This is a genomic window from Methylomarinovum caldicuralii, assembly GCF_033126985.1.
GTDB lineage: Bacteria > Pseudomonadota > Gammaproteobacteria > Methylococcales > Methylothermaceae > Methylohalobius > Methylohalobius caldicuralii.
In genome coordinates this window covers 1,773,111-1,796,282 of record NZ_AP024714.1, presented here as the reverse complement: position 1 = coordinate 1,796,282, position 23,172 = coordinate 1,773,111, and the positions used below count along the sequence as shown (strand labels likewise).

Sequence of the window (23,172 nt, the reverse complement as noted above, 5' to 3'; positions counted from 1 at the left end):
GTACTTATAGCCTATTTTTAACAGGCAGGCCACAAACTGTGACCGCTTGCACACAACGACCGGGTGAAAGCATGAATCATACGCCACCGAATCCCTGGAAGGCGGATCTCGACATCGACAGCCTGCTTCGCGGGGACGTGCAACTGGCCTCGCCGCCGGAGATCTACCGCAAACTCTGCCAGATCATCGAGGATCCCCGCAAGACGGTACGGGACGCCGAGCAGGTGATCGAACACGATCCCGGCGTGAGCGCCAGGCTGCTGCGCCTGGTCAACAGTGCCTTCTACGGGTTTCCGCGGCAGATCGTTTCCATCGCCCACGCCATTTCCCTCATCGGCATGGAGGAGTTGCGCCAGTTGGTGCTGGCGACCACCGTCATCGAGCGTTTCGGCCGCTACGCCAATCCGCTGATGAAGATGCGGGTTTTCTGGCGCATGAGCGTCTGGGGCGCCCTGCTGGCGCGGGAACTGGGGCGTCACAGCAGGATGGAACCGGATCCTGAGCTGCTGTTCGTCTGTGGACTGCTGCACGAGATCGGCCGTCTGGTGATCTATGCCAAGATTCCCGAACTGGCCCGGGCCGCGTTGCTGCTGTTCGAAGGCGGCGCGTTCGACGAAACCGAGGCAGAGCGCCGGACCTATGGCTTCGACCATTATCAGCTGGCCGCAGAACTGGCGCGGCGCTGGCAACTGCCCCAGGTGATCGTCACCACCCTGGCCTGGCATGGACGTCCTGAGGAGGCGGAGGACTTCCGGGAGCAGACCGCCATCGTCACCGCGTCCCTGGTCCTGAGCCGGAACAGGGTATTGGGTCTGGGCATCGAGAAACTCCCTCAAAGTTATAAAGAATGGCTCGCCTTGGCGGCGCTTTCCGATACGGCTCTGGAACAGGCGCAAGCCCAGGCGGACGAACAGTTCGACCAGGTTTTCAAGCTACTGCTGGGAAGCTGAACCGGCCCTGAAGGTTTTGCCGCCGCGCCGGAACCAGTATACTTCGACGGATGCATAACCATAACGATAATGAGAAAAGGCCATGAACGCCAATACCCAGCAAGCCGAAGCCCGCATGCCGCGTCGTTCCCTCGTCAGCCATCTGCGCGGTTTGATTTACGATCACACGTTCGCCAAGCTGACCATTGACTGGTACCGGGCGGTCCTGGAACGGCTGCCGGCCGGGGCGGTGGTGCTCGACGTCGGTATCGGCACCGGCGGGGCAGTGGCGGCCAACGCCGCGCTGATCCGCCGCAAGGCATTGCAAATCCTCGGTATCGATATCGACCCGGACTACGTGACCCGCTGCCGCCAGGCCCTCGAGCGCGCCGGTCTGAGCGAGCAGGTCGAAGTGCGGCTGGAGTCGGTTTACGATCACCAGGGCGGCCCCTACGATGCGGTCTACTTCAGCGGCAGCTTCATGCTGCTGCCGGATCCGGTCACCGCGCTCGCGCACGTGCTTTCCCTGCTCAAACCGGAAGGGCGGGTCTATTTCACCCAGACCTTCCACGAGCGGCGTTCGCCGCTGGCGGAAAAGATCAAACCGATGCTGCACAAGGTGACCACCATCCATTTCGGCCAGGTCACCTATTGGGATGATTTCCGCCGGGTCGCCGAAGCGGCCGGCGCCGAGGTGGTCGATAACGTGGTGCTCGGGCGGATGCGCAATGCGACCTTCCGCCTGATCGAGGTCAAACCCCGCGGTAGCGCCTGATGCCAAGGCCGCACACGCCCCTGCTCGCCGCCGACGTGATCATCGAGCTGGCCGACCGCCCAGGGCGGCCGATCGTCCTCATAGAGCGCAAGTATCCGCCGGCAGGGTGGGCTATCCCGGGCGGTTTTGTCGAGATCGGTGAAACCGTGGAGCGGGCGGCTGTGCGGGAGATGGCCGAGGAGACCGGCCTGACGGTGCGGCTGTTGGCGTTGCTCGGGGTGTATTCCGATCCCCGCCGTGATCCCCGCGGCCATACCGTGACCGTGGTCTACGTCGGCGAGGCCGCCGGCACGCCGCAGGCGGCCGACGATGCCCGCACGGTGGCCGTGGTCGATCCCGAGCGGCCGCCCCGGCCGCTGGCCTTCGACCATGCCGGGGTGCTGGCTGACTACCGCCGTTTCCGCGCAAGCGGCCGGCCGGCGCCGCTGCGTCCCGACGGCTGGGAGCGATGGCCGCTCTGACCATCGGCGCGCTGGCGCGTCGCGCCGGCGTTCACGTGGAAACCATCCGTTATTATCAGCGCCTGGGACTGCTGCCCGTCCCGGACAAGCCCCCGTCCGGCTTCCGCCGTTACCGGGAGGCGGACTTGCAGCGCCTGCACTTCATCAAGCGGGCCCAGCGCATGGGTTTCAGCCTGCGGGAAATCGGCGAACTGCTCCGCCTGGAACAGGCCGACTGCCGTCAGGTCCAACAAGTGGCGGAGCAAAAGCTGGCCCAGGTGGAGGCCAAGCTGGCGGGGCTGGAGCGGCTGCGGACGCTGCTGGCCGAGGCGATTGACACCTGTCGGCAGCAACCGACTTCCGGCTGCGAGCTGTTGCGGCGTTTGCTGGAGGACGAGGCTTGACTCCGTAGCCCGCTCCGGGCGTAGGATGAAACTTTCCCGACGGAGGAGACGAGATGGCGACCGAGATGCAAACCGGAACGACCGATGCGGAGAAGACCGCTGCACCCAAATGGTTCGGCGTCGGCGCGGTGCTGGCGGCCGTAGGCGCCTCCCTTTGCTGCGTGGGGCCGTTTGTCCTGGTGCTGCTGGGCGTGGGAGGCAGTTGGATGAGTTCCCTGGTGGCGCTGTCGCCTTACCGGCCGTTGTTCATTGTCCTGACCCTGGTGCTGCTCGGCGGCGCCTTTTACAGGCTCTATCTGCAACCCTGCGGGGAAGGGGCCGCCTGTGCTTCGGCGCAGGTTCGGCGGCGGCAGCGCTGGATCTTCTGGATCCTGAGCGTGGCGATCCTGGCCCTGATCGCCTTTCCCTGGTATGCCCCTTGGTTTCTCGACTGATTGAGGTGAAGCGATTTTGCGAGGTGCGATTCTGGTAGCAATTCTGGCTCTGGGATGGGGCCAGCCTTCTCCTGCGGCTGCAGCGCCGGACGCCGCCCGCTCGCTGCAGCAGGTGACCCTGACGGTGAAGAACATGAGCTGCGCCATGTGCAAATACACGGTGGAGAACGCCCTCAAGCAGGTGGAAGGGGTGCAGTCTGCCAAGGTGGACATGGCACCGGGAACCGCGGAGGTGATATTCGACCCGGCCAAGGTGTCGCCGCAGCAGCTGGCCCGGGCGGTCAGCGATGCCGGCTATCCGGCGGTGGTGAAGCGGTAGGCGTTGCTTTTGGCTGGACACGCATGACCGCCATCCGCGCTCGGGAAGAGTTGGCCGTCACCGAGTCTGCTTGACGAGGCGCTGCTTCTCCCGCTGCCAGTCGCGTTCGCGCTCGACGGCGCGCTTGTCGTAAAGCTTCTTGCCCTTGGCGAGGCCGATTTCCAGCTTGACCAGATTCTTTTTCCAGTACAGCTTCAGCGGCACCAGCGTGTAGCCGCGCCGTTCCACCAGGCCGATGAGCTTGTGCAGCTCCTGCTTGTGCAGCAACAGCTTGCGGGTGCGGGTGGGATCCGCCTGCACGTGGGTCGAGGCCGAGGGCAGCGGGGTGATGTGAGCGCCGAACAGCCAGGCCTCGCCGTCCTTGATGAGGACGTAGCTTTCCGCCAGGCTGGCGCGGCCGGCGCGCAGGCTCTTGACCTCCCAGCCCTCCAGGGCCAATCCGGCCTCGTAGGTTTCCTCGATGAAATAGTCGTGCCGCGCGCGCCGGTTGAGGGCGATGACGTTGCCGGAATCCTTGTTTTTTTTCTTGCTGGCCATAATTTTGCTATTTTATCCGAATTTGGCTTGCAAGCGCTGAATTTTGCCGATCCGGAATCATGAAGACCATTCACCGCAGTGCCCTGGTCCGCTATCCGGCCATGAAGATGTTCGAGCTGGTGGACGACATCGAAGCCTATCCCGAATTTCTGCCCTGGTGCCGCCGCAGCCGCATCCTCCGCCGCGAAGGCGATGTAGTGGAGGCGGAGCTGGAAATCTCCCGCGGCGCCTTCCAGCAGTCTTTCGCCACCCGCAACGTCAACGTGCCCGGACGGGAGATCCGCATGACCCTGCTGCACGGCCCCTTCAGTCATCTGGAGGGAATGTGGCGGTTCCAGCCGCTGAGCGAGGATGCCAGCAAGATCAGCCTAGAACTGAGCTTCGAGATGAATTCGCGCCTGGGGGCGCTGGCCTTCGGCGCGGTGTTCAATCAGATCTGCGAGACCCTGGTGGGGGCCTTCACCCAACGGGCCAGACAGCGCTATGGCTGACTGGGTCGAAGTGGTCTACGCCCTGCCGGAGATCCAGGTGGTGCGCCGTCTGCCCTGGCGCGAGAGGATGACAGTGGCCGAAGCGATCGAAGCCTGCGGCCTGACGGCCCGCTTCCCCGAGATCGACCTGGAGCGCCAGGCGGTCGGCGTTTTCGGCCGGATCTGCGGGCTGGACCGGGTGCTGAAGGCGGGAGAACGGGTGGAGATCTACCGGCCGCTGCGGGGCGACCCCAAGGAGGCCCGGCGCCTGCGGGCGCGGCAGCCTAGAGCAGGTGGCGGAAGAAGTCGCCGATGATCTCGAAGATGCCCCGCCGGCGCTGCCGCGGCGGCACCTCCACGGTAACGATCTCCGGTTTGGCCAGTCCCTTGCTGGGGTGGGGACGGAAATCGCCCTGCAGGCCTGCGAGGCGCTGGTCCTTGAAAAACACCGTCAGGCGTTGCAGCGCCATCGCCCCGCCGCCTTTGCGGAAGCTGTAGACGTAGTCCCAGCGCTGGGGAAAGAAGACATCGTCCAGCAGGGGACTGCCGAGGACGTAGCGGACCTGGTTGGGGGTCATGCCCGGACGCAGCTGGTCGACCTGCTTCTGGGTGACGATGTTTCCCTGCTGCACGTCGATTTTGTAAACGCAACCGGTGACCTGGGTTGCCAAACAGGCGATAATAATGAGATGTTTTTTCATCATGTGCCAAGGCAGCCTTTCCACAGGCCGGCCATGATACCTGAACCGCCGTCCAGCGGCGAATCCCGAATCGACAGGAGTACCGTGGAATCCCAAGATCTGCGCAATGCCGGCCTGAAGGTGACCCTGCCGCGCATGAAAATCCTCGAAATCCTCGAGCTCCAGCAGGGCGCCCGCCATCTCAGCGCCGAGGACGTTTACCGGATTCTTATCGACGAGGGGGAGAAGATCGGACTGGCCACCGTTTACCGGGTATTGACCCAGTTCGAGGCCGCAGGTCTGGTGCGCCGGCATCACTTCGAGGGCGGCAATTCGGTCTTCGAGCTCAACCGCGGCGGGCATCACGATCATCTGGTGTGCCTGCACTGCGGCCGGATCGACGAATTCACCGACGAGGAAATCGAAGCCCGCCAGCGCCGGATCGCAGAAAAACTGGGCTACGCGCTCCAGGACCACAGCCTGATTCTCTACGGCATCTGCCCCGCCTGTCGAAAGGACGCCTGATGTTCAGACCCCTGGTTCTGTTTCTCGCCCTGCGTTACACCCGGGCGAAGAAACGCACCCACTTCATTTCCTTCATCACCCTGACCTCCATTCTGGGGATCGCCCTCGGGGTGACGGCGCTGATCACGGTACTGTCGGTGATGAACGGCTTTCAGTCGGAGCTGCGCGAGCGCATTCTGGGGATGACGTCCCACGTCACCATTACCGGTTACGACGGGAAACTGTCCGACTGGCGGTCCCTGGTCGCCCGCCTCGAAGGCCGGCCCCACATCGTCGGCAGTGCGCCCTACGTCGAAGCCCAGGTGATGGTGAGCGCCGGGCGGCGGGCTTCCGGCGGCATGCTGCGCGGGATTCTGCCGCAGCGGGAGGGGCAGGTGTCGGCGGTGGTGGACAAGCTCGTCGCCGGCAGCCTCGGAGGGCTCGAGCCCGGCCGTTTCGGCATCGTCCTGGGATCGGAGCTGGCCCACTACCTGGGGGTCTGGATCGGCGACAAGGTCACCGTCATCACGCCGCAGATGACCACCACGCCGGCGGGCATCCTGCCGCGCCTCAAGCGTTTCACCGTGGTCGGCGTCTTCGATGTGGGCATGTACGAATACGACCGCAACATGGCCCTGGTGCACCTGGAAGACGCCGCCCGCTTGCTGCGCTTGGGAAGGGCCGTTTCCGGTCTGCGCCTCAAGCTCGACGATCTGTTCCTCGCCCCCCGCATCGCCGCCGATCTGAACGAATCTCTGGGACCGGGCTATTTCGTCACCGACTGGACGCGGCTGCACAGTAACTTCTTTCGGGCGGTGCAGATGGAGAAGCGGGTGATGTTCATCATCCTCATGCTGATCGTGGCGGTGGCGGCCTTTAACATCGTCTCCACTCTGGTGATGGTGGTCACCGACAAGCGCGCCGACATCGCCATTCTCCGCACCCAGGGGATGACGCCGGGCGGGGTGATGGCGGTGTTCATGCTGCTGGGGGCGATCATCGGCCTGGTGGGCACCCTGGCCGGGGTCGCCGGCGGGGTCGCGCTGGCGCTGAACGTGGAAACCATCGTCCCGGCCATCGAGCGCCTCTTCGGCATCCACTTTCTGGCGGCCGACGTCTATTACATCAGCGAACTGCCTTCGGAGCTGCACTGGGACGACGTCTGGCAGATCGCGGCGATGGCCTTCGGCCTGACCTTGCTGGCGACCCTGTATCCGTCCTGGCAGGCCGCCAAGGTCAAACCCGCCGAGGAGCTGCGTTATGAGTGAGGTGCTGGCCTGCCGGGGGCTGACCAAGGTTTTCCGGGAAGGGGAGCTGACGGTCGAGGTCCTGCGGGGGATCGATTTCAGCGTCGCCGCCGGCGAGCGGGTCGCGGTGATGGGGGCCTCCGGCTCCGGCAAAAGCACCCTGCTGCATCTGCTCGGCGGGCTGGAGGCGCCCAGCGGCGGCAGGATCTGTTGGGAGGGGCGGGACATCGGCCAACTCGACGAGGCCGCCTTGAGCCGCCTGCGCAACCGCACCCTGGGGTTCGTCTACCAGTTCCATCACCTGCTGCCGGAATTCACCGTGCTCGAGAACGTGGCGATGCCGCTGCTGATCGGCGGCCGGGCGGTGAAGGAAGCCCGCAGCCGGGCCAAGGAGATGCTGGAGAAGGTCGGCCTCGAAGCCCGCCTGGCCCACAAACCCGGGGAACTGTCCGGCGGCGAGCGTCAGCGCGCCGCCGTGGCCCGGGCCCTGGTGACCCGGCCCCGCTGCGTGCTCGCCGACGAGCCCACCGGCAACCTGGACCGCCGCACCGCCGAGCGGGTCTATCAGCTGATGCTGGCCCTGAACGCCGAGTTCGGGATCAGCTTTGTCGTCGTCACCCACGATCCGGGCCTTGCCGAGCGCATGGACCGGGTGCTGTATCTGGAAGACGGCCGGCTTCAGGAAGCCCCGCGGGCCTGACGCTCGCGCCGGCGTTTGCGCCAGCGGCGGATGGTCATGAAGCGCCACAGCCACAGGATGCCGAAATAGCCGATCACCGCGAGGGTGACCCCCAGAATCAGGCTGCCCAGCAGCAGCGGCCACAAGATGTCGCCCAGTTCGCTCAGCGCGCCGCCCAGGGTGAAGACATCGGGACTGATTGCGTTTTTCACGCCCAGCACCCAGGAGCCGAGCTTGTAGGCGGCGTAGAACATCGGCGGCATCGTCACCGGGTTGGTGATCCAGACCAGCACCACCGACAGCGGCAGATTGGCGCCCACCAACAGCGCCAGCACCGCGGCGACGATCATCTGGCCCGGGATCGGCAGATACATGTAGAAAAAGCCGACGGCGAAGGCCAGCGCGGCGGATTTGCGGTTGAGGTGCCAGAGGTTGGGGTTGTGCAGATGTTCACCCAGGAACTGCAGGTGCTTGTGTTCCTTGATGACGTGGTGTTCCGGCATGAAGCGCTGTATCAGTTTCTTGGGCATGGGCAGGTTCTGAATGCGGATTGTGGGATGGGATTTTCACCGGCGACGTGTCCATTCTAGCAATTTTCGCCTAAGCTTGAAGGCGTGTGCGACCAAGCCGGACTGGCCTTTCTGCTGGGGAGCCTGGCGGCGCTCGTTTTCGGGCCGGGACCGGGGCTTGCCGTTGTGGTGGCGGCGGCGCTGCTGCTGGGCGGGATCCGGGGCGGCTGGTTCGTCGGCGGTTGCCTTTGGTACTGTCTGGCCCTGTGGGGGTGGGCGCCGCTGCCGCAGGCCCTGGAAGGACGCGATTTCCTGGTGCAGGGCAGGGTGATGGACTTTCCCCGCCGTCTGCCCCACGGGCAGCGTTTCGATTTCAAGGTGGAAAGCCCAGCGACCCTGCCCGCCCGTCTGCGGCTGAGCTGGTACGGCGGTCCGCCGCTCCATCCCGGCCAGCGCTGGCGGCTGAAGGTGCGCCTGAAGCCGCCGCGGGGGTTCGCCAACCCCGGCGGCTTCGATTACGGCCGCTGGTTGTTCGCACGCGGCATCGGTGCCACCGGCTACGTGCGCAAATCGCGGCAGAACCGGCTGTTGGCGCCGGCCGCCGGCATCGACGCCCTGCGGGTGCGGTTGGCACAGGCGATCGACCAGGCGGTCCGCGGCGTCCCCCACGGCGGCATCGTCGCCGCCCTGGCGCTGGGGCGGCGGGACGGCATCGGCGAAGAGGAATGGCGGATGCTGCGGGCCACCGGCACGGCCCATCTGGTGGCGATCTCCGGCCTGCACGTAGGATTGATCGCCGGTCTGCTGCTGGGGCTGGGGCGGCGTCTGTGGCTGTGGCGGGGATCGGCGCGGATTGACGCCGATGCCGTGGGGGCCTGGCTGGCCTGGAGCGGCGCCCTCGGTTATGCCGCCCTGGCCGGTTTCAGCCTCCCCACCCGGCGGGCGCTGCTGATGCTTACGGTGGCGCTGCTGGCCTGGCGCTGGCGCCGGGCGGTGTCGCCCTGGCGGGGGCTGGACCTGGCGCTGCTGGGGGTCTGCCTCCTCGACCCCCGGGCGCCGCTGCAGGGTGGTTTCTGGCTGTCCTTCGGCGCCGTGGCCTGGATTCTCTATGCGCTGCAGGGGCGGCGCCGGCCGCTGCCGCGCTGGCAATCGCTCCTGAAGGTGCAGCTCGCTCTGCTGCCGGGACTGGCGCCCGTCGGTCTGTGGCTGTTCGGACAGGTCGGCGGGTTGGCCCCGCTGGCCAACTTCATCGCCGTGCCCCTGGTGGGGCTGGTCGTGGTGCCGCTGGTACTGGCCGGTTGCGCCCTCCATTTCCTGATGCCGGACCTGGCGGCAGCGGCGTGGCAGGGGGCGGCCCGCCTGCTGGCGGCCCTGTTCGAAGGGTTGGCCCGCCTGGCCGAGATCGGCGCCGGGGTCTGGCACGGTCCTGCGCCCGGCCTGGTGGCGGTTGCGGCGGCGCTGTTGGGGACGCTCTGGCTGCTGGTGCCGAGGGGGATGCCGGGGCGCTGGCTGGGCGCGCTGTTGTGGCTGCCCCTGCTGTGGCCGTCGCTGCCGCGTCCGCCTGCCGGTGAGGTCCGGGTGACGGTGCTGGAGGTGGGGCAGGGACTGGCGGTGGTGGCGGAGACCGCTTCCCACGTGCTGGTGTACGACACCGGCCCCCGTTTCAGTCCCCGTTTCGACGCCGGCCGCGACATCGTCGCCGCCTATCTGCGCCATCGCGGCTGGAACCGCCTCGACCGCATCGTCATCAGCCACGCCGACCGCGACCACAGCGGCGGCCTGGCCGGCCTGCGCGGGCGCTTCCCGGCGCCGGTATGGAGCAGCGCTGCGGCGCTGGCGGAGGTGCCCTGCCGTCGGGGACAGGCATGGCGGTGGGACGGAGTGGATTTCGAGATGCTGTGGCCGGTGGACGCTCCCTTGGGGGAGAACGACCGTTCCTGTGTGCTGCGGATCGCTACTGCCGCGGGGGCGGTGTTGCTGCCGGGGGATCTGGAACGGGCCGGAGAGGCGGCGCTGTTGGCGCAGACGGGCGGAGAACTGAAGGCCCGGGTGCTGGTCGCCCCCCATCACGGCAGCCGAACCTCTTCCAGCCCGGCCTTCCTCCGCGCCGTCTCCCCGGACTATGTCCTCGTCTCCAGCGGCCACCGCAACCGTTTCGGTTTCCCCCATCCCGAGGTGGTGGCCCGTTACCGCGCGCTTGGGGCCAAAGTGCTCAACACCGCCGAGAGTGGTGCGATCCAGGTGCGGCTGGGGCGGGGGTTCCGGGTCCGCACCTGGCGGGGCGGCGATCTAAGCGACGATGCCGGTCTCCTTGAGCGCCTTGAGCGCCTGGTTCAGGTCGAGCCGGTCGGCATCCAGCGTTAGGGCCCCTTCCGGGACGGTCTGCGGCTGCGGCCACAGGACGATGAGGCCGGCGTGGGTCAGGGCCTTGGCGATGGTGGTGGAGATCTCCGGCAACTGTTCGGCATCGAGGACGGTGGCGGCGTGGCCGGTGTCGAACAGGCGCCGCTCCAGCTGATAGGCCAGCTCCCGGGCGTGGCTGCCGGTGAGGGCGACGACGGCAGGCTGCTGGCCGAAGCGGATGGCGCGCTCCTCGGGCGTAACCGGCCGCTGCAGGGTTTCGTCCTCGGACAGACCGGTGATCATGCCGGCGCCGACGGTGACGTTGGTGAGGCGGTCGATGAGGATGAAGGCGCCGGTGCCCTTGCAGCGTTCGTAGGGGTCGAACGCCAGGGGGGCGTTGAAGGCCAGCTCGCACAGGCCGATCTCGTTCATGGCCAGCTGCTCGGCCGGGGCTTCCTCCAGGGTGTTGACGTCGGTGCGGTGGAGGATGCGCGACACCGAGCCGGTGACGGTGCGGGTCGTCTGCTTGATGTAATACTGCCGGCCGGGCACCAAGGGTTTTTCCGCCATCCAGACGATGTGGGCGCGGCAACGGTCGGCCACGTGGGGCAAGTTGTCCGCGTGGACGATCATGTCGCCGCGGCTGACGTCGATTTCGTCTTCCAGGGTAAGGGTGACGGCCATCGGCGGGAAGGCCTCATCCAGATTGCCGTCGTAGGTGACGATTTCCTTGACCTTGCTTTTCTGCCCCGAGGGCAGCACGGTGATCTCGTCGCCGGGGTGGACGATGCCCCCGGCGAGGGTGCCGCTGAAACCGCGGAAATCCGGATGGGGGCGGTTGACGTACTGGACCGGAAAGCGAAAGTCCTCGAGGTTGCGGTCCCTGGCGATCTCGACCGTTTCCAGCACCTCCAGCAGGGTGGGGCCGGTGTACCAGGGCATGTTGGCGCTGGGATTGACCACGTTGTCGCCCTTGAGGGCCGAGACCGGGATGAAGCGGACGTCGGAGAGCTCGAGGCGCTCGGCCAGCTTGAGGTAGTCGGCGCGGATGCGGTCGAAGACCTTTTGATCCCAGCCCATCAGGTCCATCTTGTTGATGGCGACGACGATTTGCTTGATTCCGAGCAGGGAGACGATGAAGCTGTGGCGCCGGGTCTGGGTCAGCACCCCCTTGCGGGCGTCGATGAGGATCACCGCCAGCTCGCAGGTGGAGGCGCCGGTGGCCATGTTGCGGGTGTACTGCTCGTGGCCGGGGGTGTCGGCGATGATGAACTTGCGCTTGTCGGTGGAGAAGTAACGGTAGGCCACGTCGATGGTGATGCCCTGTTCGCGCTCGGCCTGGAGGCCGTCCACCAGCAGGGCCAGATCCAGCTCCTCGCCGGTGGTGCCCATGCGCTCGCTGTCTTTCTTCAGGCTTTTGAGCTGGTCCTCGTAGATCATCTGGGTGTCGTGGAGGAGGCGGCCGATGAGGGTGCTCTTGCCGTCGTCCACGCTGCCGCAGGTGAGGAAGCGCAGCAGTTCCTTGTCCTGGTGCTGGCGCAGGTAGGATTCGATGTCGGTTTCGATGAGGGATTCGGTGGCCATGTTCAATGCTTCGATATCTCGTGTTGCTTGATCGGAATCACGCAAGGGGGCAGGGTTCCGGGTATTCGTCCAGGGGGACGCTGTCAATCCATCCCTGGACGCTCGGTACTCGGCCGTCCAGGCCGAGTACGCCCCCTGGATGAATACCCGAAACCCTTACATATACCCTAATCAGAAGTAACCTTCCCGTTTCTTGTCTTCCATGGAGCCGGCCTGGTCGTGGTCGATCAGCCGCCCCTGGCGCTCGGAGGTTTTGGCCAGCAGCATTTCCTGGATGATCTCCGGCAGGGTGGCGGCGCTGGATTCGATGGCGCCGGTGAGGGGATAGCAGCCCAGGGTGCGGAAGCGGACCATTTTCATCTGCGGTTCCTCCCCGGGTTCCAGGCGCATCCGCTCGTCGTCCACCATGATCCAGGTGTCCTCGCGCTCGACCACCGGCCGCTCCTTGGCGAAATACAGGGGGACGATGGGAATGTTCTCCAGATAGATGTAGAGCCACACGTCCAGCTCGGTCCAGTTGGAGAGGGGGAAGACGCGGATGCTCTCACCCTTGTTGTGGCGGCCGTTGTAGAGGTTCCACAGCTCCGGGCGCTGGTTCTTGGGATCCCAGCGGTGGTGGCGGTCGCGGAAGGAGTAGACCCGTTCCTTAGCGCGGGACTTTTCCTCGTCGCGCCGGGCCCCGCCGAAGGCGGCGTCGAAGCCGTATTTGTCCAGGGCCTGCTTGAGCCCTTCGGTCTTCCACAGGTCGGTGTGCTTCTTGCTGCCGTGGTCGAAGGGGTTGATCCCCAGGGCCTCGGCTTCCGGGTTGTGGTAGACGATGAGGTCGAACTCCTTGGCCACCTCGTCGCGCAGCTGGTACATCTCCCGGAACTTCCAGGTGGTGTCCACGTGCAGCAGGGGGAACGGCGGTTTGCCGGGGTAGAAGGCCTTTCTGGCCAGATGGAGCATGACCGAGGAATCCTTGCCGATGGAGTAGAGCATCACCGGGTTGTCGAATTCGGCGGCCACTTCCCGGATGATGTGGATGCTTTCGGCTTCCAGTTCCTTGAGATGGGAGAGCTTGTAATCGCGCATGGCTGGACAGTCGTTTTCCAAATTGATGAATTATAGCTGCTTCTGCCCGGTATTTTGCGATGGATTTCTGTCGGGGGCTGGGTGTATCTTAGGTGGCGTTCAGATTTTTGGTTCAAGCCTTAAGGAGCGGATGGATGAAAGAAGAAAAACTGCGCAAGTTCGAACAAGTCAGGGATGTGCTGGAGTACGGAAAGTTCCTCCACGAGGAAATGAAGGCGCTGGCCGAACGCATTGAGGACCAGGAGCAGAGCAAACGGCTCAAGCTGCTGCTCGACTATCTCAAGCGCCACGAGGACGATCTGGCCGAGAGCCTGGCGAAGTTCGAGGAAGAGACCCAGGAGCACATCCTCAACCTGTGGCTGCCCTATCCCCCTACCCCCGAACTGGAGAAGAAACTGCGGAACCTGAAAATCCACCCCAATATGTCGGTGGAGGAGATCGCCAAGCTGGTGCTCGAGTTCGAGGACGCCCTCATTGAATTGTACAAACAGGCCCTGAGCGAGATCGACGACGAGCACGTCCAGGAAGTGCTGCAGAACCTGGTGCAGCTGGAGGATGCGGAAAAGCGCCGCTTCGTCATGAATCTGGCGCGTTTCGAGGGCATCTGAAGGGACAAGGGCGGGTAACCCCGCCCTGTTTGCCCTTGGGGGCTGGCAGGCCCTTTCCGGTCCCTGTTTATCCGGCCTGGATGCGGTTGCGGATCAGTTCCTCGACCACGCCGGGATCGGCCAGGGTCGAGGTGTCGCCGAGATCGTCGATCTGCCCGGCGGCGATTTTGCGCAGGATGCGCCGCATGATCTTGCCCGAGCGGGTCTTGGGCAGGTCGCGGGCGAACTGGATCACGTCCGGCTTGGCGATGGGGCCGATGTCGCGGGAAACCTGTTCGCTCAGTTCCCGCTTCAGTTCCTCGCCCGGCTGCACGCCTTCCTTGAGAATGACGTAGGCGTAGATTCCCTGGCCCTTGACGTCGTGGGGGAAGCCCACCACGGCGGCCTCGGCCACGGCCGGATGCTCCACCAGGGCGCTTTCGATCTCCGCGGTTCCCAGACGGTGGCCGGAGACGTTGAGGACGTCGTCCACCCGGCCGGTGATCCAGAAATAGCCGTCCTCGTCGCGGCGGGCGCCGTCGCCGGTGAAGTAATAGCCGGGATAGAGCTTGAAGTAGGTCTCCAGAAAGCGCTGATGATTGCCGTAGAGGGTGCGGGCCTGGGCCGGCCATGAGCGTTTGATCGCCAGCACGCCCTCACCGGGGCCTTCGATTTCCTTGCCCTTGTCGTCGAGGATCACCGCTTCCACACCGAAGAAGGGCCATGCCGCCGACCCCGGTTTCAGGGGGGTGGCGCCCGGCAGGGGCGTGATCATGTGGCCGCCGGTTTCGGTCTGCCACCAGGTATCGACGATGGGGCAGCGTCCTTCGCCGACCACGTGGTAGTACCATTCCCAGGCTTCCGGATTGATGGGTTCGCCCACGCTGCCGAGAATCCGCAGGCTGCGCCGGGAGGTGCGTTTGACGTAGTCGTCCCCCAAACGCATCAGGGCGCGGATGGCGGTGGGGGCGGTGTAGAAGATGTTGACCTGGTGCTTGTCCACCACCTGCCAGAAGCGGTCCGGTTCCGGCCAGGTGGGCACCCCTTCGAACATCAGGGTGATGCCGCCGTTGGCCAAGGGGCCGTAGACCAGATAGGTGTGCCCGGTGACCCAGCCGACATCGGCGGTGCACCAGTAGATTTCGCCATCGTGATAGTCGAAGACGTAGCGGTGGGTCATGGCGGCATACACCATGTAGCCGCCGGTGGTGTGCACTACGCCCTTGGGCTTGCCGGTGGAGCCGGAGGTGTAGAGGATGAACAGCGGGTCTTCGGCTTCCATGCTTTCGGGGGGGCAGTCCTCCGCCGCTGCGGCCACCGCCTCGTGGTACCAGACGTCGCGGCCCTCGGTCCAGCCGATCTTCCCGCCGCTGCGGCGGACCACGAGAACGCTGCGGACGCCGGGACATTCGCGGAGCGCCTGGTCGGCGTTGGCCTTAAGGGGGACGTGCTTGCCGCCCCGCAGCCCTTCGTCGGCGGTGATCAGCAGCCGGCAGTCGGCATCGAGAATGCGGTCGCGCAGGGCTTCGGCGGAAAAGCCGCCGAACACCACCGAATGGATGGCGCCGATGCGGGCGCAGGCGAGCATGGCGACCGCCGCCTCGGGGATCATGGGCAGGTAGATGCAGACCCGGTCGCCTTTGCCGATGCCTTGGTTTTTGAGCACGTTGGCGAGGCGGCACACCTGCGCGTGCAGTTCCCGGTAAGTGAAGCGTTGGCTGACCGCAGGATTGTCGCTCTCCCAGATGAGCGCGGTCTGGTCGCCGCGGCTGTCCAGATGGCGGTCCAGGCAGTTGACGCAGGCGTTGAGCCTCCCGCCCTCGAACCAGCGGATGTGGGCGCGCTGAAAATCCCAGTCGCAGACCCGCTCCCAGCGTCGCTCCCAGGTGATGAAGCGCTGCGCCTGTTCGGCCCAGAACGCCTCGGGTTCCTGCAGTGAGCGCGCGTACAGCGTCCGGTAGCCTTCCGCGTCGATGTGGGCGCGGGCGGCGATCTCCGGCGGGACAGGGTAGACCTTCTCGTGGGGCATGGGTTGTTCTCCCGGTTTCTTCAAGGCATGGCGGGCATTATAGCCAGCCGGCGCCGTTTTGGCAGATGCTGCGGGCGCCAGTGGGAAACGGCCCAGGCGAGCAGCTCCCCGACCGGGGCGCCGCCGAGGGCTGCCGGCGGGTCCTGTCCCAGCCAGGTGAGCAGTTGCAACAGGACCGCTTCCGGCCGGTCCGCCGTGACCGGCGGGGCGCCGTTCTGCTTGCTGAGCTTGCGCCCCCGGGTATCCACCAGCACCGGAATGTGGCAGTAGGCGGGGGTGGGCAGGCCGAGCAGGGGTTGCAGGTAAATCTGTCTCGGCGTGGCTTCCAGCAGGTCGGCACCGCGCAGCACTTCCGTGACTCCCAGATCCGCGTCGTCCATGACCACCGCCAGCTGATAGGCGTGCAGGCCGTCGCGGCGGCGGACGATGAAGTCGCCGCAGGTCTGCGGCAGGTGCACGCGGAATTCCCCCTGGAGCAGGTCGTGGAAGACCACCGGGGTGTCGTCAACCCGGACCCGCAGCGCATGGGGCTGATCGGATGGGATCTGGCGGCCGCGGCAGCGGCCGGGATATACCGGGCCGTCCTGCCTGAGGATCTTGCGGGTGCAGACGCAGCGGTAGAGGTATCCCCGGCGCTCCAGCTGCGTCAGGGCGGCTTGGTAGCGTTCAAGCCGCTGGCTTTGATAGACCACCGGGCCGTCCCAGTGCAGGCCGAAACGCTCCAGCGTGCGCAGGATTTCGCTATCGGCTCCGGGCAGGCAGCGGGGGGTGTCGAGATCGTCGATGCGGACATGCCATTCCCCGCCGCGGGCGCGGGCCTGGAGGAAACCTGCCAGCGCGGTCAGCAGCGAGCCAAGGTGAAGCGGCCCGGTGGGGGCGGGGGCAAAACGGCCGCGGTAAGCCGCCTGCATGAAAGGTCAGCCGCCCTGTTGTTTCTCCCGCAGTTCGTCCAGGGTCTTGCAGTCGATGCACTGGGTGGCGGTGGGTCGGGCCTCGAGGCGGCGCAGGCCGATCTCCACCCCGCAGGTTTCGCAATAGCCGTAATCGCCGGTCTCGATGCGCTCCAGGGCTTCGTCGATCTTCTTGATGAGCTTGCGCTCGCGGTCGCGGGTGCGCAGCTCCAGGCTGAATTCCGATTCCTGGGTGGCGCGGTCGGTGGGGTCGGGGAAGTTGGCGGCGTCGTCCTGCATGTGGTGCAGGGTCCGGTCCACTTCCTTCATCAGCTCGGTCTTCCAGTCGATGAGGATCTTGCGGAAGTGCTCGAGCTGTTCCGGGCTCATGTATTCCTCCCCTTCCTTGGGCTGGTAAGGTTCGAAGCTGTAGGGTCTGATCTTGGTTTCCGCCATGGGGTCGGTCCTCGGATTTCGAAAGGCGCCAATTGATAGCAGATGCTTTGCGTTGGCGCAATCTTTTTTGGCTATAATAGGCGCTTATTCGAAAGCGGGCACCCCGGGAGAGTTCCCTTGCTGCGACAGGCACGCCGCGCCGGGCGGATTTCCCCCTTCCACGTGATGGAACTGCTGGCCAAGGCCAGGGAGTTGGAAGCCCGGGGACGCGACATCGTCCATCTGGAGATCGGCGAGCCGGATTTTCCCACCCCCGCACCCATCGTCGCCGCCGGGCAGGCAGCCCTCGCCGAAGGGGACGTCCGCTATACCACCGCCGCCGGTCTGATGCCGCTGCGGGAGGCGCTGGCGGCCTACTATCATGAGCGCTACGGTGTGGCGGTCTCTCCCGGGCGGATCTTTCTGACCCCCGGCGCTTCGGGTGCCTGTCTGCTGGCTTTGGAGTTGGCCCTCGACGTCGGTGACGAGGTGCTCGTCAGCGATCCGGGCTATCCCTGCAACCGCCATTTCGTGCAGATGGTAGGCGGGCGGCCGCGGCCGCTGGCGGTGGGGGAGGACAGCGACTTCCACCTCGAGGCAGCGCAGGTGGCGGCCGCCTGGTCCCCGGCCACCCGCGGCGTGTGGATCACCTCCCCCGGCAATCCCACCGGCAGCGTCATCCCCGCCGGGCGTCTGGCGGCGTTGTGGGAGGTGGTGGAAGCGCGCGGCGGCTTCCTGCTGGCCGACGAGATCTACCACGGCCTGGAGTACGGCTGCCGCTGTACCTCCGCCCTGGAAGTGAGCGACCGGGTGCTGGTGGTCAACAGTTTCTCCAAATACTTCGGTATGACCGGCTGGCGGCTGGGGTGGCTGATCGTCCCGCCCGGCTGGGAGGCGGCGGCGGAACGTCTGACCCAGAATCTCTTCATCGCTGCCCCCATGCACTCCCAGCGTGCCGCCCTGGCGGCGTTCGTTCCGGAAACCCGGGCGGAGCTGGAACGCCGCCGCCAGATCTTCGCCGCCCGCGGCCGCTATCTTTACCAGGCCTTGACCGGGCTCGGCTTCCGGATCGCCTCCCCGCCCCAGGGGGCGTTCTATCTCTATGCCGACTGCAGCGCCTTCACCGCAGACAGTGAGAAGCTCGCTTCCGCCCTGCTGGACGAAGCGGGCGTGGCGGTGACACCGGGGTGCGACTTCGGCCGCCACCGCGCGGCGCGGTATCTGCGCTTCGCCTATACGGCCGACGAGGCCCGCCTGGCCGAGGGCGTGCGCCGCCTGGCCGCCTTGCTGGGAGATGCATCCGGAGGACAGTTTTCATCGGTTAATTTTCCTGGCTAATATCCCGAATGCGCGGCCTTTTTGCTAAGCTAAAAAACGACGACCCCGAACCGCGGTACCGAGGAGACCGTTGTGGAAACCAAAATTTATAACCGTTTGCGACTGCTGCTTGCCATCCTGGCGTTGTTTCTTTCACTCAGCGCCTGTACCAGCTACCCGCCACTGAACCCCCACGCTGAGCCGCCGGCCGATTACACCTACATCATCGGTCCCGGCGATTCCCTGGAGATGTTCGTGTGGGGCAACCCCGAGATCAGTCGTACTGTGGTGGTACGACCCGACGGCAAGATTTCCGCCCCCCTGGTGGAGGAGCTGCCGGCCACCGGAAAGACGCCGTACCAGCTCGCCCGCGACATCGAGAAGGAGCTGTCCCGCTACATCCGCAATCCGCTGGTGACGGTGATCGTCTCCGGTTTCGTCGGCCCCTACAGCGAGCAGATCCGGGTGGTCGGGGAGGCGGCCAATCCCCAGGCGGTTCCCTACCGCGAGCACATGACCCTGCTCGATCTGATGATCGCCGTCGGCGGGGTCACCGAGTTCGCCGCCGGCAACCGGGCGGTGGTGATCCGCAGGATCAACGGAGAACAGCGCCAGTTCCGGGTGCGTATCGATGATCTTCTGAAGGACGGGGACATCTCCGCCAACGTCGACATGCTCCCCGGCGACATCCTCATCATTCCCGAAGCGTTCTTCTGAGGTCAAGCAATGCACGAACTTCTGCAACAGGCACTGGGTTATCTCAAAGTCGCCAGCCGCTACAAGTGGTGGGGGGTGGCGACTGCCTGGGTGGTCTGTCTGGCCGGCTGGGCCTTCGTGTCGCAGATGCCCGACCAGTACCGTGCCGAGGCCAAGGTCTATGTGGATACCCGCTCGGTGCTGCGCCCCCTGCTGCACGGGCTGACGATCCAGCCTGACGTCAACGGTCAGGTGCGATTGATGACCCGGCTGCTGTTCACCCGTCCCAACCTGGAGAAGATCGCCCGCATGAGCGATCTGGATCTGGCGGCCAAGGACGAGGAGACGATGGAGGCGCTCATCAATCGCCTCAAAGGCAGCTTGGCTATCGAGAGTGCCCGGCGTACCAACATTTTCACCCTGAGCGCCGACGATGCCGATCCCCAGGTGGCCAAGCGTCTGGTGCAGTCCATGCTGACGGTGTTCGTGGAGGAGGCGCTGGGGGAGACCCGGCGCGATTCCGACAGCGCCCAGCGCTTCCTGGAACAGCAGATTCGCGAATACGAACACCGCCTGCGGGCGGCGGAGAAGGCCATCGAGGATTTCAAACGCAAGAATTACGGCCTCCTGCCGGGGCAGGGGGGTGACCTCTATTCAGGGCTCAAGGCTGTTCACGAGCAGCTGGAGGAAGCCAAGCTGGCCTTGCAGGAGGCGGTCAACCGCCGCAACGAGATCGCCCGCCAGCTCGAGGACGAGGAGCCCATGTTCGCCGAGTTCGGCGCGGGGCAATCCCTGAGTCCGCTGGAGACCCGGATCCAGGAACTGCAGGCCCGTCTCGACGACCTGCTGCTGCGCTACACCGACAAACATCCGGAAGTCATCACCCTCAGGCGCCACATCGCCCAGCTTCGCAAGCAGCAGGAGCAGGAAATGGCCGCCGGAGACGAAGGGGAGACGGAGGACTTCCTCGGGGGCGGCGGGGAGGCCAACCCGGTGTTCCAGCAGATGAAGATCACTCTCAGCGAGGCGGACGCCAACGTGGCTTCCCTGCAGGCGCGGGTCAAGGCCTACGAGAAGAAGATCCAGACCATCAAGGAGCAGATGGACGCCCGACTGCGGGTGGAGACCGAGCTGAAGAACCTCAACCGCGACTACGGTACCGTCAAGCAAAACTATGAAGCTTTGCTGAAGCGGAGGGAGCAGGCGCGGCTGTCGGAAAGCGTGGAACAGAACACCGACACGGTCAAGTTCCGCGTCGTTGATCCGCCCCAGGTGCCCTCCAAACCTTCGGCCCCCAACCGCATCCTGCTGTCGGCGGCGGTGTTGTTCACGGGCTTCATCGCCGGTTTTGTCCTGACCATCTTGCTGGTGCTGCTGCGGCCGACCTTTATCACCGTGCAGCAGCTGCGGGAAATCGTCGGCCTGCCAGTGTTGGGTTCGGTTTCCATGAACTGGGTTCCCGCCATCCGCCGCAGGAAATGGCGTGAATTACTGCAGTTCTGTGCCGCCTGCGCCGGGCTGGTGATCGTGTTCGCGGTACTGGTGGTCCTGGAGGTCAGGGGCGTCAATCTCTATTCCCTCAACGTATGAAGCAGGTGGATGGCGTGAGTATCATCGAAAAGGCTCTGGAAAAACAGGGTGGCCTCCCCCCGGAACCGGCCGCGTTCGAAGCCGCAACAGACGGGCCTGCATCCGAACCGGCCAAACCTTCGCCGCAGGTTTCCAAAAAACCCCAGATCATAGTCAACCGGGAACGGCTGCAGGAACGGGGTATGCTGGCACCGGACGCCGCCAGTGGCCAGCTGGTGGAGGAATACCGGATGATCAAACGCCCCCTTCTGATGAACGCCTTCGGGGAGGGGGCGGAGGTCATCCCCCACGCCAACCTGATTCTGGTCACCAGCAGCCTGCCCGGCGAGGGCAAGACCTTCACCGCGGTCAACCTGGCTCTGAGTATCGCCGCCGAGCGGGACAAGACCGTGCTGCTGGTTGATGCCGACGTGATCAAGCCGGCCACCTCGCGTCTGTTCGACGCCCACGAGCGGCCGGGGCTGATCGACGTGCTGGAACGGGAAAAGCCGTTGGCGGATGTGCTGCTGCGCACCGACATTCCCAAGCTGACGCTGCTGCCGGCCGGCCGGCAGCATAGCCATGCCACCGAACTGCTCGCCAGCGAGGAGATGCAGCGCCTGGCGCGGGAAATCTCCCAGCGCTATCCTGACCGGGTGGTGATCTTCGATTCGCCCCCGCTGCTGGCCACAACCCAGGCTAGCGTGCTCGCCACCCACGTGGGTCAGGTGGTCCTGGTGGTGGAGGCCGAATCGACGCCCCAGTACATCGTCAAGGAGGCAGCGGATATGCTGAACACCTGCGAGGTGGTGGGATGCGTGCTCAACAAGACCCAGCAGGGCTTCGGGCTGGGTTACTACGCGTATTACGGCTACAAATACTATAACTACGGCGAATGAGCACGCATGGAACGCATCCGTTGGAAATGGCTGCCGGTATTGCTGTTGATGGGATTGGAAACCGCCGAGGCCGCCCGCTGGCAGATTTCCCCTTATCTGACTGTGCGTCAGACCTATAGCGACAACATCAATTTGGAACCCGGCAGCGGGGAAAGTGCCTGGGTGACGGAGGCCAATCCCGGGATTTCCATTGCCAACCGCCGCAGCAGTGGAGGCGGTGGCTTCGGCGGCGGTGGCTTCGGTGGCGGTGGCTTCGGTGGCGGTGGCTTCGGTGGCGGTGGCTTCGGTGGCGGTGGCTTCGGTGGCGGTGGCTTCGGTGGCGGCGGCTTCGGTGGCGGTGGCTTCGGTGGCGGTGGCTTCGGTGGCGGTGGCTTCGGTGGCGGTGGCTTCGGTGGCGGCGGCTTCGGTGGCGGCGGCTTCGGTGGCGGCGGCTTCGGTGGCGGCGGCTTCGGTGGCGGCGGCTTCGGTGGCGGCGGCAGAAATACCGTTCCGGGGCGGTTGCTGCTCAACCTCAACTATCGCATGCAGAACATCTTTTCCTCTCAGGAAGGACGTGGCTACGACCTGCGTCACCAGCTTCAGGGCAATGCCGTGGCCGAACTGATCGAAAACTCGGTGTTTCTCGATGCCAGGGCCGGAGCCGGTCAGACCCTGGTCAACCCCCAGGGACGACAGGTTGCCGACAACATCGCCAACGTGGGCAACCGGGCCAACTTTTACACCTTCGGCCTCAGTCCCTACTGGCTGCCCCATCTGGGAGGCTACGCTGACGGCCAAGTGCGGCTGGGCTATTTCTACGTCACCACCTCCGGCCGCAGTGCTTCGGCGACCCATACTTACAACCAGTCAGTCTTTCTGCGCAGCGGCAAACGCTTCAACATCCTTACCTGGAATCTGGGCTTCACCAACCAGCGCCAGACGCGCAGTGGCGGCGACGACGTGGTGTTCCGCAGCGGCATCGCCCGGTTGAACTATCGTTGGACCCGCACCTTCAGCACCTTCGTCCAGGGCGGTTTCAGTGACAACGATTTCCGGTCCAACACCAATACCAGTAACAACGGCCTTTTCTACACTGTGGGTGCCACCTGGACGCCAAGCCGTTATTTGAGCCTTTCCGCCGGCGGCGGGCGCAACAGCTTCGTCACCATCACGATGCAGCCTACCCGCCGCACCACACTGCAGGGAAGCTACCGCCGTAACAACGTGGGGGCGCTCACCGGTAACGTGTTCCTCGGGTTGCTTCAGCACCGTACCCGCCGCACGGTCTGGCAGGCCAGTTACACCGAATCGGTCACCACGACGCAGACGGTGTTGGCCCAGCAACAGATTTTCCAGGTGGTCGATGCCTTCGGCAATCCGGTTGTCAACCCGGTCGATCAGCAACCGGTGGTGGTGGCTGTCGATCTACCCCGGCTGGTGGACGAAGTGTTCGTGCGTCGGCGCGGCGAGCTTTCCTTCAGCGCCAACACGGCGAAAACCACCCTCGGCGTCCGTGCCTATGTGGCGAAGCGCAATTTCCAGGTCAGCCGCAACGAGTCCAAGGTCTTCGGCCTGTCCGGCAACTGGAACTGGCGCTGGGGCGCCAAGACCTCCGCGGTGCTGCGGGGTACCTGGCAGCGTTCCAAGTTCGACGGCAGCCGGAATGGTCAGGGGACGACCAACATTTTCTGGACCGCCTCAGCGAGGCTAACCCGGCGGTTGGGCGACAAAGTCAACGCGTATCTGGAGTACCGCCACCAGCAGCAGTCCTCGGACGGCACCACCGGCGTGGATTACCGGGAAAACCGCGCCATCGCCGCCATCAACATGAGATTTTGACCAT

26 protein-coding genes are annotated in these 23,172 nt (G+C 65.2%); 18 read left to right on the top strand and 8 right to left on the bottom strand.

The genetic code is table 11. The features are described from left to right. Positions 1 to 71 precede the first annotated feature (71 nt). The 6 genes from MCIT9_RS09140 (at position 72) to MCIT9_RS09115 (ending at position 3,301) form a co-directional block, all read left to right on the top strand. Positions 72 to 950, top strand: coding sequence for an HDOD domain-containing protein (locus tag MCIT9_RS09140; RefSeq protein ID WP_317704589.1), 879 nt, complete (start codon positions 72 to 74; stop codon positions 948 to 950). 82 nt (positions 951 to 1,032) lie between these two features. After that, positions 1,033 to 1,704 carry a class I SAM-dependent methyltransferase gene (locus MCIT9_RS09135; protein WP_317704588.1) on the top strand — a complete coding sequence of 224 codons (672 nt, stop codon included), beginning with the start codon at positions 1,033 to 1,035 and terminating at the stop codon, positions 1,702 to 1,704. Beyond that, positions 1,704 to 2,165 (top strand): NUDIX domain-containing protein, encoded by a 462-nt coding sequence (locus tag MCIT9_RS09130; protein ID WP_317704587.1) that lies wholly within the window; start codon positions 1,704 to 1,706, stop codon positions 2,163 to 2,165. Before MCIT9_RS09135 ends, MCIT9_RS09130 begins: the two co-directional genes overlap by 1 nt. Beyond that, complete coding sequence (locus MCIT9_RS09125) at positions 2,153 to 2,548, top strand: MerR family transcriptional regulator (RefSeq protein ID WP_317704586.1); 396 nt, start codon at positions 2,153 to 2,155, stop codon at positions 2,546 to 2,548. The genes MCIT9_RS09130 and MCIT9_RS09125 overlap by 13 nt, the downstream gene beginning before the upstream one ends. 53 nt (positions 2,549 to 2,601) lie before the next feature. Further along, positions 2,602 to 2,982: a mercuric transporter MerT family protein gene (locus MCIT9_RS09120; protein ID WP_340681276.1), complete on the top strand. Its 381-nt coding sequence runs from the start codon at positions 2,602 to 2,604 to the stop codon at positions 2,980 to 2,982. 16 nt (positions 2,983 to 2,998) lie between these two features. Further along, positions 2,999 to 3,301: a heavy-metal-associated domain-containing protein gene (locus MCIT9_RS09115; RefSeq protein WP_317704585.1), complete on the top strand. Its 303-nt coding sequence runs from the start codon at positions 2,999 to 3,001 to the stop codon at positions 3,299 to 3,301. Between the two features lie 57 nt (positions 3,302 to 3,358). Here the strand turns inward: MCIT9_RS09115 and smpB are convergent, their stop codons facing one another. After that, complete coding sequence (gene smpB / locus MCIT9_RS09110; RefSeq protein WP_317704584.1) at positions 3,359 to 3,838, bottom strand: SsrA-binding protein SmpB; 480 nt, start codon at positions 3,836 to 3,838, stop codon at positions 3,359 to 3,361. A 59-nt stretch (positions 3,839 to 3,897) separates the two neighbouring features. On the opposite strand from smpB, the gene MCIT9_RS09105 reads away from it, so the two are divergent. Next, complete coding sequence (locus MCIT9_RS09105) at positions 3,898 to 4,329, top strand: type II toxin-antitoxin system RatA family toxin (RefSeq protein WP_317704583.1); 432 nt, start codon at positions 3,898 to 3,900, stop codon at positions 4,327 to 4,329. Beyond that, positions 4,322 to 4,624, top strand: a complete 303-nt coding sequence (locus MCIT9_RS09100) for an RnfH family protein (protein WP_317704582.1) — start codon at positions 4,322 to 4,324, stop codon at positions 4,622 to 4,624. Before MCIT9_RS09105 ends, MCIT9_RS09100 begins: the two co-directional genes overlap by 8 nt. Here the strand turns inward: MCIT9_RS09100 and MCIT9_RS09095 are convergent. Beyond that, on the bottom strand, positions 4,593 to 5,012 hold the full coding sequence (locus MCIT9_RS09095; protein WP_317704581.1) for an outer membrane protein assembly factor BamE: 420 nt from the start codon (positions 5,010 to 5,012) through the stop codon (positions 4,593 to 4,595). The genes MCIT9_RS09100 and MCIT9_RS09095 overlap by 32 nt on opposite strands. Before the next feature lie 81 nt (positions 5,013 to 5,093). Here MCIT9_RS09095 and fur point away from each other — a divergent pair, with 81 nt between their 5' ends. The 3 genes from fur to lolD are packed head-to-tail and all read left to right on the top strand — an operon-like array spanning position 5,094 to position 7,439. Continuing rightward, entirely contained in the window at positions 5,094 to 5,513 is a 420-nt protein-coding gene (gene fur, locus MCIT9_RS09090) for a ferric iron uptake transcriptional regulator (protein WP_479724319.1), read from the top strand. After that, the gene (locus MCIT9_RS09085; RefSeq protein ID WP_317704579.1) at positions 5,513 to 6,760 is read left to right on the top strand and encodes a lipoprotein-releasing ABC transporter permease subunit; all 1,248 of its coding nucleotides are present in this window, start codon (positions 5,513 to 5,515) and stop codon (positions 6,758 to 6,760) included. The genes fur and MCIT9_RS09085 overlap by 1 nt, the downstream gene beginning before the upstream one ends. After that, the gene (lolD, locus tag MCIT9_RS09080) at positions 6,753 to 7,439 is read left to right on the top strand and encodes a lipoprotein-releasing ABC transporter ATP-binding protein LolD (protein WP_317704578.1); all 687 of its coding nucleotides are present in this window, start codon (positions 6,753 to 6,755) and stop codon (positions 7,437 to 7,439) included. Before MCIT9_RS09085 ends, lolD begins: the two co-directional genes overlap by 8 nt. Here lolD and MCIT9_RS09075 read toward each other — a convergent pair. Continuing rightward, a complete protein-coding gene (locus tag MCIT9_RS09075) occupies positions 7,418 to 7,948 on the bottom strand; it encodes a DUF2062 domain-containing protein (RefSeq protein ID WP_317704577.1) in 531 nt (176 codons plus the stop codon). The genes lolD and MCIT9_RS09075 overlap by 22 nt on opposite strands. Positions 7,949 to 8,032: 84 nt before the next feature. Between MCIT9_RS09075 and MCIT9_RS09070 the strand changes: the two genes are divergently transcribed. After that, entirely contained in the window at positions 8,033 to 10,291 is a 2,259-nt protein-coding gene (locus tag MCIT9_RS09070; RefSeq protein ID WP_317704576.1) for a DNA internalization-related competence protein ComEC/Rec2, read from the top strand. Here the strand turns inward: MCIT9_RS09070 and cysN are convergent. Beyond that, on the bottom strand, positions 10,217 to 11,854 hold the full coding sequence (cysN, locus tag MCIT9_RS09065) for a sulfate adenylyltransferase subunit CysN (protein WP_317704575.1): 1,638 nt from the start codon (positions 11,852 to 11,854) through the stop codon (positions 10,217 to 10,219). The genes MCIT9_RS09070 and cysN overlap by 75 nt on opposite strands. 171 nt (positions 11,855 to 12,025) lie before the next feature. Next, on the bottom strand, positions 12,026 to 12,928 hold the full coding sequence (gene cysD, locus MCIT9_RS09060) for a sulfate adenylyltransferase subunit CysD (protein ID WP_317704574.1): 903 nt from the start codon (positions 12,926 to 12,928) through the stop codon (positions 12,026 to 12,028). A 134-nt stretch (positions 12,929 to 13,062) separates the two neighbouring features. On the opposite strand from cysD, the gene MCIT9_RS09055 reads away from it, so the two are divergent. Further along, positions 13,063 to 13,536, top strand: a complete 474-nt coding sequence (locus tag MCIT9_RS09055; RefSeq protein ID WP_317704573.1) for a ferritin family protein — start codon at positions 13,063 to 13,065, stop codon at positions 13,534 to 13,536. Positions 13,537 to 13,603: 67 nt separating this feature from the next. Here MCIT9_RS09055 and acs read toward each other — a convergent pair whose 3' ends face one another. From acs to dksA, 3 genes are read right to left on the bottom strand one after another with little or no spacing between them, the layout of a single operon-like run. Next, the gene (acs, locus tag MCIT9_RS09050) at positions 13,604 to 15,544 is read right to left on the bottom strand and encodes an acetate--CoA ligase (protein ID WP_317704572.1); all 1,941 of its coding nucleotides are present in this window, start codon (positions 15,542 to 15,544) and stop codon (positions 13,604 to 13,606) included. A gap of 20 nt (positions 15,545 to 15,564) precedes the next feature. Further along, positions 15,565 to 16,455, bottom strand: coding sequence for a tRNA glutamyl-Q(34) synthetase GluQRS (gene gluQRS, locus MCIT9_RS09045; protein WP_317704571.1), 891 nt, complete (start codon positions 16,453 to 16,455; stop codon positions 15,565 to 15,567). Between the two features lie 6 nt (positions 16,456 to 16,461). After that, complete coding sequence (dksA, locus tag MCIT9_RS09040) at positions 16,462 to 16,890, bottom strand: RNA polymerase-binding protein DksA (protein ID WP_317704570.1); 429 nt, start codon at positions 16,888 to 16,890, stop codon at positions 16,462 to 16,464. Between the two features lie 117 nt (positions 16,891 to 17,007). Between dksA and MCIT9_RS09035 the strand changes: the two genes are divergently transcribed. The 5 genes from MCIT9_RS09035 to MCIT9_RS09015 all read left to right on the top strand — a co-directional run bounded on the left by MCIT9_RS09035 (position 17,008) and on the right by MCIT9_RS09015 (position 23,168). After that, positions 17,008 to 18,207 carry an aminotransferase class I/II-fold pyridoxal phosphate-dependent enzyme gene (locus MCIT9_RS09035; RefSeq protein ID WP_317704569.1) on the top strand — a complete coding sequence of 400 codons (1,200 nt, stop codon included), beginning with the start codon at positions 17,008 to 17,010 and terminating at the stop codon, positions 18,205 to 18,207. 72 nt (positions 18,208 to 18,279) lie between these two features. Then, positions 18,280 to 18,903, top strand: a complete 624-nt coding sequence (locus MCIT9_RS09030) for an XrtA/PEP-CTERM system exopolysaccharide export protein (RefSeq protein WP_317704568.1) — start codon at positions 18,280 to 18,282, stop codon at positions 18,901 to 18,903. Positions 18,904 to 18,912: 9 nt separating this feature from the next. Beyond that, on the top strand, positions 18,913 to 20,472 hold the full coding sequence (locus MCIT9_RS09025; RefSeq protein WP_317704567.1) for an XrtA system polysaccharide chain length determinant: 1,560 nt from the start codon (positions 18,913 to 18,915) through the stop codon (positions 20,470 to 20,472). A gap of 14 nt (positions 20,473 to 20,486) precedes the next feature. After that, on the top strand, positions 20,487 to 21,350 hold the full coding sequence (locus tag MCIT9_RS09020; protein ID WP_317704566.1) for an XrtA-associated tyrosine autokinase: 864 nt from the start codon (positions 20,487 to 20,489) through the stop codon (positions 21,348 to 21,350). A 6-nt stretch (positions 21,351 to 21,356) separates the two neighbouring features. Continuing rightward, positions 21,357 to 23,168 carry a TIGR03016 family PEP-CTERM system-associated outer membrane protein gene (locus MCIT9_RS09015; RefSeq protein WP_317704565.1) on the top strand — a complete coding sequence of 604 codons (1,812 nt, stop codon included), beginning with the start codon at positions 21,357 to 21,359 and terminating at the stop codon, positions 23,166 to 23,168. Positions 23,169 to 23,172: the final 4 nt, after the last annotated feature.